At 69.7% G+C, this 12,443-nt stretch carries 10 protein-coding genes; 8 read left to right on the top strand and 2 right to left on the bottom strand.

What is annotated here, in order from left to right:
- Window positions 1-31: 31 nt before the first annotated feature.
- Window positions 32-706, bottom strand: coding sequence for an HSP18 transcriptional regulator (locus ACWCP8_RS10810; protein WP_451115443.1), 675 nt, complete (start codon window positions 704-706; stop codon window positions 32-34).
- Between the two features lie 310 nt (window positions 707-1,016).
- Here ACWCP8_RS10810 and ACWCP8_RS10805 point away from each other — a divergent pair, with 310 nt between their 5' ends.
- From ACWCP8_RS10805 to ACWCP8_RS10785, 5 genes are all read left to right on the top strand, one after another.
- The gene (locus ACWCP8_RS10805; RefSeq protein WP_451115441.1) at window positions 1,017-1,391 is read left to right on the top strand and encodes a DUF2795 domain-containing protein; all 375 of its coding nucleotides are present in this window, start codon (window positions 1,017-1,019) and stop codon (window positions 1,389-1,391) included.
- 240 nt (window positions 1,392-1,631) lie between these two features.
- On the top strand, window positions 1,632-1,958 hold the full coding sequence (locus ACWCP8_RS10800) for a plasmid stabilization protein (protein ID WP_451115439.1): 327 nt from the start codon (window positions 1,632-1,634) through the stop codon (window positions 1,956-1,958).
- Window positions 1,959-1,992: 34 nt separating this feature from the next.
- Complete coding sequence (locus ACWCP8_RS10795; protein WP_451115437.1) at window positions 1,993-2,829, top strand: VOC family protein; 837 nt, start codon at window positions 1,993-1,995, stop codon at window positions 2,827-2,829.
- A 72-nt stretch (window positions 2,830-2,901) separates the two neighbouring features.
- Window positions 2,902-5,355: a SpoIIE family protein phosphatase gene (locus tag ACWCP8_RS10790; RefSeq protein ID WP_451115435.1), complete on the top strand. Its 2,454-nt coding sequence runs from the start codon at window positions 2,902-2,904 to the stop codon at window positions 5,353-5,355.
- Between the two features lie 247 nt (window positions 5,356-5,602).
- Entirely contained in the window at window positions 5,603-6,751 is a 1,149-nt protein-coding gene (locus tag ACWCP8_RS10785) for a PP2C family protein-serine/threonine phosphatase (protein ID WP_451115433.1), read from the top strand.
- A gap of 161 nt (window positions 6,752-6,912) precedes the next feature.
- Here ACWCP8_RS10785 and ACWCP8_RS10780 read toward each other — a convergent pair whose 3' ends face one another.
- Window positions 6,913-7,701, bottom strand: coding sequence for a VOC family protein (locus ACWCP8_RS10780; RefSeq protein WP_451115431.1), 789 nt, complete (start codon window positions 7,699-7,701; stop codon window positions 6,913-6,915).
- 609 nt (window positions 7,702-8,310) lie between these two features.
- Here ACWCP8_RS10780 and ACWCP8_RS10775 point away from each other — a divergent pair.
- From ACWCP8_RS10775 to ACWCP8_RS10765, 3 genes are read left to right on the top strand one after another with little or no spacing between them, the layout of a single operon-like run.
- Window positions 8,311-9,795, top strand: a complete 1,485-nt coding sequence (locus ACWCP8_RS10775) for an aldehyde dehydrogenase family protein (RefSeq protein WP_352267297.1) — start codon at window positions 8,311-8,313, stop codon at window positions 9,793-9,795.
- 21 nt (window positions 9,796-9,816) lie between these two features.
- A complete protein-coding gene (locus ACWCP8_RS10770) occupies window positions 9,817-11,343 on the top strand; it encodes a GMC family oxidoreductase (RefSeq protein ID WP_451115429.1) in 1,527 nt (508 codons plus the stop codon).
- Entirely contained in the window at window positions 11,343-12,392 is a 1,050-nt protein-coding gene (locus ACWCP8_RS10765; protein WP_451115427.1) for a quaternary amine ABC transporter ATP-binding protein, read from the top strand. The genes ACWCP8_RS10770 and ACWCP8_RS10765 overlap by 1 nt, the downstream gene beginning before the upstream one ends.
- Window positions 12,393-12,443: the final 51 nt, after the last annotated feature.

Genomic DNA, 12,443 nt, shown 5'->3' with positions numbered 1-12,443 from the left:
GGCTGCGACCTTCGCAGCGGGGCGGGCTCGTTCAGGCGTCCTGGCGTCGGACCGTGGCGTTCCGGCGCAGTTGGCCGGTGTGGTGGGTGATGGAGTCGATCCGGCCTGCCAGGTCGCGGTGGTCGGCCTCGAGGTGAGGACGGATCGCGGCGAGCGGGGCGACGAGAAGGGCGGGGTCGTCGTCGGCCAGGGCTTGGCGGAGATGTCCGAGGCAGGTGCGGGAAGGAGCGGGAAGGTCGGTCAGGGCGGTGATCTGCCCGGCGAGGGTGCGCAGGTCGGCCGCGTTGGTACGGGCCCACGCGGTGACGGTCCGGTCGGCCGCGCGGCGGTCCCGGGTGGCTTTGACCCGCTGTTCGCCGGTGGTGCCGTCGGCGCCGGGGCGCAGCCGCAGGTAGCGGCGTTCGGCGGCCTGACGGCTGGCGACGCCGAGGGGGCCTGCGAGATCGGCCCAACTGGCCCCTGCCTCCCGGGCCGTTTCGATCAGGCTCGTTTCCCAGCCCGCGAGCTGTTCGCGCACCTGGCGCAGCAGCAGGAGCGAGGCCAGCGCCTGCTCGCGCCCTGCGAGTGAAGAGGGCGGTGTCTCGCCGCCGGTGCGGGCGCTGCGCACGGCTGCGTCGATGGCTTCCAGCGCCGCTGCGGCGGCGAGGAAGGAAACCGCGCCCCGATCCGGGTCCCGGGACGGATCGCGCGGGGCTGCTGTGGGCACCGTGTTTCCTCCGAAGTGACGTCATCGACTGGACGACATCCAGCATGTCATCCCATGGATGACATGCTGCAGCGGATGTCGGGCGAACCGCACGGGGGAGCACATCGGCACCGAGCGCGACGAAAGCAGGTACTGCCCCTGTGCTGCCGATCACCGAGGGCGCCGAGCCCCACAAGATCGCAAGATCGCCATCGACGGACACGCAGAGCACAATGAGATCCAAGGCTGAGCGAGGTCGCGCCTGTGTCAGCGACGGAGGCCTAGGAGGTGCTTGACCATGGAGCGAGGAAGCAGCCAGGTCAGTCCGTGGATGGACGACGAGAGAAAGCACGAGCTCAAGGACTATCTGAGGTCCGGACACCCCACCCACACCGTGGAGTCGTACGACCCCGAGCCGGCGGCCGACGACGATGTGAGGGTGGACGTCGGCGGTCCCGTTCCGCCGCCCGGGGCAGGAAGGGACCGGGCGCGTGCCGAGGCCGAGGCCGGACGGCTCAGGTCCGACCTGGCACGGCATCTGAACCGCAGCGACTTCCCGGCCGACCGCACGTCACTCCTGCGGACCCTGGCCGAGGAGCATGTGCCGGACCCACTGCTCGAAGTCGTACGGGACCTGCCCGCGGACGAGCGGTACGGGAACGCCGGGCAGATAGTGCGGGCGCTGGGCTACCGGCCCCGCGTGTGAACGCGTACGGCGGGAATGTGGTTGCAGAGCGCGGAGTTCGTGCGGCAATCGGTACCTGTCAGTGCGTGAACTTTCCGGGAGCGCCGACGGATCGGCGGGCAGGAGTCCGGTGGCGTACGGGGCGTAGTGGGCGTATGGGTGGAGTGCGTGCGGCGGCTCGGCAGGGGACGTCGCACGGCGCGAGGCAATCGCCACCCGGGCTGCCGCGCGCAGGGCCGGATGCAGGAAGGGAACGATGTGATGCCGGCAGGATCGAGTCGTCAGCGGGAGCGGCAGTACGAGCACATCAAGGAGAGTGCCCAGGAACGTGGTGCCTCCGAGGAGCGCGCGAAGGAACTCGCCGCGCGCACCGTCAACAAGGAGCGGGCCCGCTCGGGAGAGGCGAAAACGGCGAGCAGGACCTCCCTGCGCGATCCGAAATCCGCCCCACAGCGTGGCGGTGAGCGGTCCCATCGCGGAGCGCAGGGGCCCACGAAGGACCAGCTCTACGAAGAGGCGAAGAAGAAGCACGTCGAGGGCCGCTCGACGATGAACAAGCAGGAGTTGCGCGAGGCGCTCGGCCGCTGACAGCGCATCGTGCGGGGGCGAGGAGACAACGCTGATGACGCCCACAGGGCACGTCATGCCGGTGTGCGGAACACCGTGCTGGGTCAACCTCATGACCCGCAACCTGCGCGCCACGCAGGACTTCTACTCGGCCGTTCTGGGATGGGAGTTCCGGCCGGGCAGCCTGGGAACGGGCTTCTCGGTCGCCTTCGCCCAGGGGAGGCCGGTGGCCGGGATGGGTGAAGTGGCCGCCCCCGGGCGGCCGGTGGCCGGGTCGTGGACCCCGTACTTCGCCGTGGCGGACGCGGACGCCACCGCGGCCCGGGTCCGTGAGCGCGGCGGCACCGTCGCCGTCGGTCCGGTGCGATTCCCCCTGGGCCGGGGCGCGGTGGCAGCCGACCGCGACGGGGCCGTCTTCGGCTTCTGGGAAGGCCGGGCGCTTCGCTGGTCGGACGAGCACGGCAACCCACCGGCCTTTCTCGAACTGCGCACCCGGGACGCGTTCGACGCCGCCATCTTCTACGCACAGATCTTCGACTGGGCCTCCGGCGAACCCGGCGGCTGCGAGGTCGCCTACGCCTACGAGAACGACACCGTCACCGTGCGGCAGGTCAAGAACACCGTGGCCACCGTGCGCGGAGGCGGCGTCGGGGAATCTCCCGACCCCCGCGTGCGGCCACGCTGGCACGTGCACTTCCGGGTCGACGACGTGGAACCGGTCGTCGTCGCCGCACGCAGGGCAGGAGGAACCGCCACTCCCCTGGCTCCGTCCCCGGGCGGCGGGACCGAGTCCGTCATCAGCGACCCCGGTGGAGGTCTCTTCACCGTCTCCACCGGATCGGTGCCGGCCGGGCCGGTGACCAGGAAAGGCCCATTCGGACACGGCGGATGATAATCGGAGTGCGTTCGCGAGCAGGACTGTCTTGGGAAGGTCTCTGAGGACGACACGGCAAGGACGGGGTGCATGGCACCGGACACACACCACACCGAGGTCGGCAGTCCGTCCTGCAGTCCGTTCGCTGCGAATCGAGCGGCCGCAGCGGTGATGGACGCCCGCGGGGTTCTCGTCGGGTGGAGTGCGGGTGCGGAGCAGTTGCTGGGCTACGAAGCTGCCGAGGTTCTGGGGCAGCCTGCTGCGTCCCTGCTCGCCACTGCCGGGCGCGCAGCATTCCTCACGGCGGCCGCCGACCTGAGCCACGAGGCGGCGCAGGGGCGGCACGTCGGTGCCACTCTGCGATGCAAGGACGGGCGAGAGCTGGCGGTGGCCCTGCGGGCACACCCCTGGGTGGGCCCGGACGAGGCACGGTTCTGGCTGCTGCTGGCCGCCGAGGAGGCCGAGACGCGGCGGTGGGAGGAAGACTTCGCGGTACTGTCCGGCCTGTTCGACCAGTCACCGGTCGGTCTGCTGGTCTCCGACACCGATCTCCGCTGCACCCGGCGCAATCTGGCGCTGGAGCGGATGACCGGCGTGCCGATCGGGCAGCGGCTGGGCAAGAAGATCAGCGAGGCGCTGCCCGACCTGAACGCCGCCGAGGTCGAGACGGTGATGAAACGCGTCCTGGCCACCGGCGAACCGGTGCTCGACTTCATCCAACGCGGCCTCACCCCGGCCGATCCCAGCCGCGAGCACGTCTGGTCCACCGGGATCTTCCGGCTCCAGGACTCCGAGGGAACGGTGCTCGGACTGTGCCACGCGGTCGTCGACATCACCGATGCCCATCGGGCCAGGGAGCGGATGCAGCTGATCAACGAGGCGAGCATACGTATCGGCACCACCCTGGATGTGGGGCGCACCGCGAAGGAACTGGCCGAAGTGGCGCTCCACCGACTGGCGGACAGCGTGACGGTGGATCTGCTGGACTCGGTGCTCCGGGGCGACACGCCCACACCGGGCCCGCCCGACCAGGGCCTCACATTGCGTCGTGCGGCCCACGAGACCGTTTCCGAGTCGACGCGGCCACCGAAGGCGTTGGCCGTGGGCGAACTGAGCCGATTCGGTCCGGCCTTGCCCCAGGCCCTGTGCATGGCCGATCTCGAGGCGAAATTCATCGCTCACCTGGACCTCACGGCGCCGTGGCTGGACGAGGATCCCAAGCGGGCTGCAATCATCCGTGCCACCAGGGTCCACTCGCTCATCGCCGTACCCCTGACCGCGCGGAACGTCCTGATGGGCGTGGTCACGTTCTACCGGTGGCGGGATCCCGAGCCCTTTGACGACGACGACGTCACCTTGGCCGCCGAACTGGCCTCCCGGGCCGCCCTCTCCATGGACAACGCCCGCCGCTACACGCGCGAACGCAAGACCGCCCTGGCCCTGCAGCGCAGCCTGCTCCCGCAACGCCTGCCGGTGCTCAACGCGGTGGAGGTCGCCGGCCGCTACCAGCCCGCCGGCTCGGACACCGATCTGGGCGGGGACTGGTTCGATGTGATCCCGCTGTCCGGGGCCCGGGTGGCCCTGGTCGTGGGGGATGTGCCCGGACACGGAGTACAGGCCTCCGCCACCATGGGGCGGTTGCGCGCTGCGGTACACACCCTGGCCGACCTGGACCTGCCGCCCGACGAACTGCTCACCCATCTCGACGACCTGGTGGCCCGCCTCACCGAGGAAGAAGGTGGGGGCCGCGACGAACCGCACGCCGACGGGCCCGCGATCGGGGCAACCTGTCTGTACGCGGTGTACGACCCCGCCGAGCGGCGCTGCACGCTCGCCAGTGCCGGCCACTATCCGCCCGCTGTGGTGGGCCCCGGCGGCAGCGTCGACTTCCCGGAGGTACCCGCAGGGCCTCCGCTGGGTCTGGGGGGACTGCCGTTCGAGACGACCGAACTGGACCTTGCCGAGGGCAGCCTGCTCGTCCTGTACACCAACGGGCTGATCCTGGCCCGGGACCAGGACATCGACATCGGCCTGGACTCGCTGCGCCGCATCCTGTCCCAACCGGAGCCCACGCTCGAGGACATCTGCGATCAGCTGATCGCGACGCTGCTGCCGTTCCGGCCGCCGGACGATGTCGCGCTGCTGGTCGCCCGCACCCGCGCACTCGGCCCGGACCGCGTGGCTTCCTGGGATCTGCCGTTGGATCCCGCCATCGTGGTGGACGCGCGGGCCGCGGCCACCCGGCAGCTGGACCTGTGGGGGCTGCAGGATCTGGCGTACGTCGCCGAACTGGTGGTCAGCGAGCTGGTCACCAACGCCATCCGGTACGGCAAGCCGCCCATCAGGCTACGCCTGATCCACGATCAGAGCCTCATCTGCGAAGTGTCCGACGGCAACAGCACGGCTCCGCATCTGCGCCGGGCCCACACCGACGACGAGGGCGGTCGCGGCCTGTTCCTCGTCGCCCAGCTCACCGACCACTGGGGCACCCGCTACGCCGCACGTGGCAAGATCATCTGGGCGGAGCTGTGCCTTCCGCAGTGAGTTGCGGGACTCGGGACGCGGCCGTGCGGCCGCCCCGGCGGATCGCGTTCAAGGCGTCGGGGGCGGCCCAAGGGCTGTCCCGTAACCCCTGACGGGCGCACAACGGCACTACGGCGCCGCACGGCGTTGTCGGAGCGCGCGCATGCGCCTGCTCGACGACTGCCGCAAGGCGGACTTCCACGCCCGGCCATGTCTTCGTGGTGTGCCCAGCTCGTCAGTCCCCCTCGGACGGTGCACTGTGGAAGTCATGGGAGGTGGGCAGCGTTCTGCCGGTTGGCGGCCATGGCAGTCGAGCCATGCACTGCTGGTGATCCCGATCGCGTTCATCGTGGTGATCACGGTCGTGGACATCCTGGTCCCGGCCGACGTGCACCTCGGTCCGCTGCTGGTCATCGCACCGGCGATCACTGCCTCGTTCGCCGGTCCCCGGCTGACCGGCGCGATCGGACTCCTCGCCGTAGCTGCCCAGGCGTACATCGGCTGGCACTTCGGCGCGCAATTCTCCCGCAACGTGGTGGTGCAGGTCGTCGCGCTGGCGGTGCTCTCATGTCTGATCGTGGGCTTCTGCGTGGTGCGCGAGCGGCGCGAAAGGAAGCTGGCCCAGGTGCGGTCGGTGGCCGAGGCCGCGCAGCACGTGCTGCTGTGGCCCCTCCCGGACCGGATCGGTCCACTGCGGACTGCCTGCCTGTACCTGGCCGCCGAGGACGAGGCCGAGATCGGCGGTGACCTGTACGCGGCGACCCGCACCGACGGCGGTACCCGAGTGATGATCGGGGATGTACGGGGCAAGGGCCTGGCGGCCATCGGAGAGGCAGCACTGCTCCTCGGCGCCTTCCGCGAGGCCGCCCACCAGCACACGTCCCTGCCCGCACTGGCCGACGCCCTGGATCAGAGCGTGGACCGCTACCAGGCAGAATTCTCCGAGCCGGAGGGTGAGGTCGGGGAACGCTTCGTCACCGCCCTGCTGCTGGAGATCTCCGACAACGATCACATCACCCGGATGACCGGCTGCGGGCACCCTCCGCCCCTGCTGCTCAGCCCCGGCCACTCCGTCACCGTCCCGAGCCTGCACCCCGCGCCTCCGCTGGGGCTCGGCCTGATGCGAACGGCCCACACTCTTGACGTGTTCACCTTCGAGGTCGGAGACACCCTCGTCCTGTACACCGACGGCGTCATCGAGGCCCGTGACCGGGCCGGTGACTTCTATCCGTTCGCGCAGCGCGCGGCACAGTGGACCGAGTGCAACCCCAAGGCACTCCTGCACCACATCCAGCGTGATCTCCTCGCTCACGCCGGCGGACGCCTCGGTGACGACGCCGCCCTCATCGCGATCCACCGGCCACCCGCCCACCACTGGGACCGCCCCCACGGAAAGATCATCCATGCTGACGAGTGACGCCTCGGCTCCGGAGCCGAACCGCGGGGATGAGCGCGCCGATCCGCTGCCGCAGCAGTAGGAGAGGGGACCGATCCTGTCGCTCAGCGTCCTTCGTAGTCGGTCCGCGGCCGACGAGCCGCCGCGGACCGGACGAGGGAGGGGCGGCGGTTCCCCGTCGCTCAGGTGATCTTGGGCATCTCACCCTTCGTCGTCTTGACGTCGATCACGGAAAAGGCCGCGCCCTGCGGGTCGGAGACGGCCGCGAAGCGGCCGAACGGGCTGTCGTGCGGGCCGAAGTGCACGTGGCCGCCGTGTTTGGTGACGGTGGCGATCGCGTCGTCGCAGTTGTCGACGGAGAAGTAGACGTTGACGTACGGAGGGACCTCGGCCGGCCAGTCCTTCGTCATCTTCATCCGGCCGAGCGCGGTGTCGTCGTCGAGGTCGTAGAGCTTGAAGTCGATGGCCTCGTCCTGCATGGTCTTCACGCCGTAACCGAAGACAGCGGGGAAGAAACCGTCGGCCTTCTCGACATCGCGTGTGGTGACCTCGGCCCAGCAGAACGCGCCGGCCTCGTCCTGCTTCTCGAAGCCCTCGTGCGTGCCCGCCTGCCAGACGCCGAAGACGACGCCGCTCGGGTCCTTGGCCATCAGCATCTTGCCGAACTCGCCGACGGACATGGGCTCCATCATCAACTCGCCGCCATTGTCGCGGATCTTGGCGGCGGCGGCGTCGACGTCCGACGAGGCGAGGTAGATGTTCCAGGCCGGCGGGCCTTCCCAGCCGGGCATCTGGGGGGAGACGGCGGCGACATTCTTGCCGCCCGAGTACGCCTGCGTGTAGTTGCCGTACTCCTCCGACGACTCGCCGAAGTTCCAGCCCAGCAGTTCACCGTAGAAGCCCTTGGCGGCCTCCAGGTCGGGGAACATCGCGTCGGCCCAACAGGGCGTGCCTTCAGGTTTTGCGGCCATGGTCTGACTGCCTCCTGGTCGAGGGACATGACTGGTGACTGGCTGGCCACGCTATTGGTTGTTCGTGCACCCTGACCGGCAAAGAATTCGAACATATGGTCAATTCTTTTGTTGCGGGTGGACGCGGCGTCGTGACTGCCTCGGCGGCGCCGGGGGATGTTCCACCGGTGGTGATCGCACATTGGCTGGGCTTGGTCCGACGTCCCCGTAGCGACTGATGTGTGTTCGATCGATCCGGGGGCCGTGGAAGCTGAAGCACTCGGTGACCAGGGGGACGGGCCGCAGGTAAGTGGTCAGGCCACGGACCGGGGTGTGGGAGAGCCCACGCGGCCGGCCGGATACCCAACTGACCTCCCACGGCACGGAATCCCGTGCCCTTCCCGCCGAGGAGCCGCCTCGGGCCGGAACTCCGCGCATCGTGCCAACCGGCCCGGCCTGCCGCCTGACGTGGGGATCGCATGCGGAGAGCCTCCGCAGCAGCACACGCGCGTGAGCCCAGTCACTTTCGGTCAATCGTTGCGCATGGCTTTCACCTTCCGGGGAAGAGGACCAGACCGCTGGGATGCGCCCCGTATCAGACAAACCGGCTCAAGAAGGGCGAGGCTCGACGTGTCGGCACAAAAGACCATTCACGTAGGCGGAGAGTGGCGAGAAGCCGCCTCCGGCGCCACGCGCGAGATTCTCGACCCCGTCGACGCGACGGCGTTCGCCGTCGTCGCGGAGGGTGGCGTCGCGGACACGGACGCCGCCGTCGCCGCAGCCAGGGCCGCCTTCGACAAGGGGCCCTGGCCACACACGCCCGTCGCGGAGCGGGCCGCACTGCTCAGGCGGGTGGCCGACCTGCTGGAGCGCGACCGGGAGAAGATCGGCGCTCTGGAGTGCCGGGACGCCGGCAAGACGCTCGAAGAGGGACGCGTCGACGTGGACTGCGTGCGCGACGCCTTCCGCTACTTCGCCGACCTCGTCATGAACGAGAGCGGCGGACGCGTCGTCGACGCCGGATCCGACGAGATCCACAGCGTTGTCGTGCACGAGCCCGTCGGAGTCTGCGGACTCATCACGCCCTGGAACTACCCGCTGCTCCAGGCCAGTTGGAAGATCGCGCCCGCACTCGCCGCGGGCAACACCTTTGTGGTCAAGCCCAGTGAGATCACGCCGCTGACCACCGTTGCCCTCGTCGCGCTGCTCGTCGAGGCCGGACTGCCCGCAGGTGTGGCCAACATCGTCACCGGTGCCGGTGCCGCCGTCGGTGCCCGGATCGCCGACCACCCCGACGTCGATCTCGTCTCCTTCACCGGCGGACTCGCCAGCGGTACGAAGGTGATGCGGGCCGCCGCGGACACCGTCAAGAAGGTCGCGCTCGAACTCGGCGGCAAGAACCCCAACGTGGTGTTCGCGGACGCGTGCGCCACCGACGAGGGCTTCGACACCGCCGTCGATCAGGCACTGAACGCCGCGTTCATCCACAGCGGGCAGGTCTGCTCCGCCGGTTCCCGGCTGATCATCGAGGAGTCGGTCCGCGACCGCTTCGTCACCGAACTCGCCCGGCGCGCCGCGAGGATCCGTATCGGCCGCGGCACCGACGACGGTGTCGAATGCGGTCCTCTCGTCTCCGAGCAGCAGCTCGTCAGGACCGAGGAGTTCGTGGCCTCCGCGCTGAAGGAAGGTGCGGTGCTGCGGGCCGGTGGCGAGCGTCCCGAAGGCCCCGGGTACTTCTATCGGCCCACGGTTCTGGACCACTGCGACCGATCCATGCGCGTCGTGCGCGAGGAGATCTTCGGGCCGGTCCTGACCGTCGAGACCTTCCGTACCGAGGACGAGGCCGTCGCCCTCGCGAACGACACCGAGTACGGACTCGCCGGCGCCGTGTGGACTGCGGACGCGGGCCGCGGACGCCGGGTCGCGGGCCGGCTGCGCCACGGCACCGTCTGGATCAACGACTTCCACCCCTACCTGCCGCAGGCGGAGTGGGGCGGCTTCGGGAAGTCCGGCATCGGCCGGGAGCTGGGCCCGACGGGCCTGGCCGAGTACCGCGAGGCCAAGCACATCTACCAGAACCTCGCCCCGCGCCCTGTGCGCTGGTTCGCGGGCTGAACGGGAGCAGAGGTGGAGAACATGACCGACTACGACTACGTCATCGTCGGGGGCGGCACCGCAGGTTCGGTGATCGCCTCCCGGCTCACCGAGAACCCGGACATCACCGTTGCCCTCATCGAGGGCGGACCGAGCGACGTGGGTCGGGACGACGTCCTGACCCTGCGCCGCTGGATGGGCCTCCTCGGCGGTGAGCTGGACTACGACTACCCCACCACCGAGCAGCCCCGCGGCAACTCGAACATCCGCCACAGCCGGGCCCGGGTGCTCGGCGGCTGTTCGTCCCACAACACCCTCATCGCCTTCAAGCCGCTGCCGTCCGACTGGGACGAGTGGGCCGAGGCGGGCGCGGCCGGCTGGGACGCGGCGTCGATGGACCCGTACTTCCACAAGCTGCGCAACAACATCGTCCCCGTCGACGAGGCCGACCGGAACGCCATCGCCCGCGACTTCGTCGACGCGGCGCAGACCACGCTCGGGGTGCCGCGCGTCGAGGGCTTCAACAAGGAGGCCTTCCGGGACGGTGTCGGCTTCTTCGACCTCGCCTACCATCCCGAGAACAACAAGCGTTCCTCGGCGTCGGTGGCGTATCTGCACCCCTTCCTCGACCGCCCGAACCTCCACATCGCCCTGGAGACCTGGGCGTTCCGGCTGGAGCTGGAAGGAATGCGTGCGACCGGCGTGCACGTGCGGACCAAGGACGGTGCGGAGCGGGTCGTGCGGGCGCGGCGAGAAGTGGTGGTGTGCGCCGGTGCGGTGGACACCCCGAGGCTGCTGATGCACTCCGGCATCGGGCACCGCGAGGAGCTGGAGAAGCTCGGCATCCCCGTGGTGCACGACCTGCCGGGTGTCGGTGAGAACCTGCTCGACCATCCCGAGTCCGTCATCGTCTGGGAGACGCACGGGCCGATCCCCGAGAACTCGGCGATGGACAGCGACGCCGGGCTCTTCGTACGGCGGGATCCGAACAGCCAGGGCCCCGACCTGATGTTCCACTTCTACCAGATCCCGTTCACCGACAACCCCGAGCGCCTCGGCTATGAGCGGCCCGCGCACGGCGTGTCGATGACGCCGAACATCCCGAAGCCGAAGAGCCGCGGACGGCTGTACCTGACCAGCCCCGACCCCGAGGTCAAACCCGCACTCGACTTCCGGTACTTCACCGACGAGGACGACTACGACGGCCGCACGCTCGTCGACGGGATCAGGATCGCCCGCGAGATCGCAGCGCAGGAACCGCTGGCCGGCTGGCTGAAGCGCGAGGTCTGCCCGGGGCCCGAGATCACCTCCGACGAGGACATCAGCGAGTACGCGCGCAAGGTCGCGCACACCGTCTACCACCCGGCCGGCACCTGCCGCATGGGCGCGGCCGACGACGAACTCGCCGTTGTCGAACCCGACCTGACGATCCGGGGCCTCGACGGCATCCGGATAGCCGACGCGTCCGTCTTCCCGACGATGACGACCGTCAACCCGATGATCGGCGTGCTGATGGTCGGGGAGAAATGCGCAGATCTGCTCGGTGCCACTCCTGGGGGTCATGCCTGATGAACACGCCGCCGCACGTTTTCTCCGTACGCGACCTGTGGAAGGTGTTCGGTCCCAAGGCCTACCGCGTCCCCGGTGATGCCGAACTCGGTGCGCTCACCCCGGCCGAGCTGCGCGAACGCACCGGCTGCACCGCAGCCGTGCGCGACGTCTCGTTCGACGTCCGCAAGGGCGAGGTGTTCGTCGTCATGGGCCTGTCCGGGTCCGGCAAGTCCACGCTCGTGCGCTGCCTCACCCGGCTCATCGAGCCGACGTCCGGTGAGGTCACCATCGACGGCGAGGACGTGCTGTCGATGGACGCCGGCCGGCTGCGCGAACTGCGCCGCCACCGCGCCGCCATGGTCTTCCAGCACTTCGGCCTGCTGCCGCATCGCTCGGTCATCGACAACGTGGCCTACGGGCTCGAGATCCAGGGCATGGGCCGCGCGCAGCGGCGCGAGCGGGCGGCCGAGTTCATCGCCAAGGTCGGCCTCGACGGCATGGAGAACCGCCGTCCGGGACAGCTCTCCGGCGGTCAGCAGCAGCGGGTCGGACTTGCGCGTGCGCTCGCCGTCGACCCCGAAGTGCTGCTGTTCGACGAGCCGTTCAGCGCGCTCGACCCGCTGATCCGCCGCGACATGCAGGAGGAAGTCGTACGCCTGCACCGCGAGGAGGGTCGCACGATGGTCTTCATCACCCACGACCTGAACGAGGCACTCAAGCTCGGCGACCGCATCGCGCTCATGCGCGACGGACGGATCGTGCAGCTGGGCACTCCGGAGGAGATCGTGGTGACGCCGGCCGACGACTACGTACGGGACTTCGTGCGCGACGTGCCGCGTGAGCAGGTCGTGACGGTGCTGACCGCCATGCGTCCCGCCGACGGCGAGGAGAGCATCTCGGGCCCGGCGCTTGCACCCGGTACCACGGTCTCCGATGCGATCGAGGCGGTCGTCCGAACCGGCAGGACGGCACGCGTGGTCGACGACGGCCGCTGCCTGGGCGTGGTCGACCACGCCTGCCTGCTCGGCGTCGTAGCCGGGATACCGGCCGTGAAGGAGGCCGCGTGATGCATGTGAGTACCTCCTCGGCTCCGCCGGGCGATACGTCAGCTGACCCGT

Source organism: Streptomyces sp. NPDC002206 (genome assembly GCF_053593595.1).
This window is presented reverse-complemented; position numbering and strand designations above follow the sequence as displayed.

What these genes read in the sequence shown, in the direction of transcription:
- ACWCP8_RS10805 (WP_451115441.1), top strand. Translation starts at nt 1,017, where the DNA reads ATGGACGACGAGAGAAAGCACGAGCTCAAGGACTATCTGAGGTCCGGA.
- ACWCP8_RS10800 (WP_451115439.1), top strand. Translation starts at nt 1,632, where the DNA reads ATGCCGGCAGGATCGAGTCGTCAGCGGGAGCGGCAGTACGAGCACATC.
- ACWCP8_RS10795 (WP_451115437.1), top strand. Translation starts at nt 1,993, where the DNA reads ATGACGCCCACAGGGCACGTCATGCCGGTGTGCGGAACACCGTGCTGG.
- ACWCP8_RS10790 (WP_451115435.1), top strand. Translation starts at nt 2,902, where the DNA reads ATGGCACCGGACACACACCACACCGAGGTCGGCAGTCCGTCCTGCAGT.
- ACWCP8_RS10785 (WP_451115433.1), top strand. Translation starts at nt 5,603, where the DNA reads ATGGGAGGTGGGCAGCGTTCTGCCGGTTGGCGGCCATGGCAGTCGAGC.
- ACWCP8_RS10780 (WP_451115431.1), bottom strand. Translation starts at nt 7,701, where the DNA reads ATGGCCGCAAAACCTGAAGGCACGCCCTGTTGGGCCGACGCGATGTTC.
- ACWCP8_RS10770 (WP_451115429.1), top strand. Translation starts at nt 9,817, where the DNA reads ATGACCGACTACGACTACGTCATCGTCGGGGGCGGCACCGCAGGTTCG.
- ACWCP8_RS10765 (WP_451115427.1), top strand. Translation starts at nt 11,343, where the DNA reads ATGAACACGCCGCCGCACGTTTTCTCCGTACGCGACCTGTGGAAGGTG.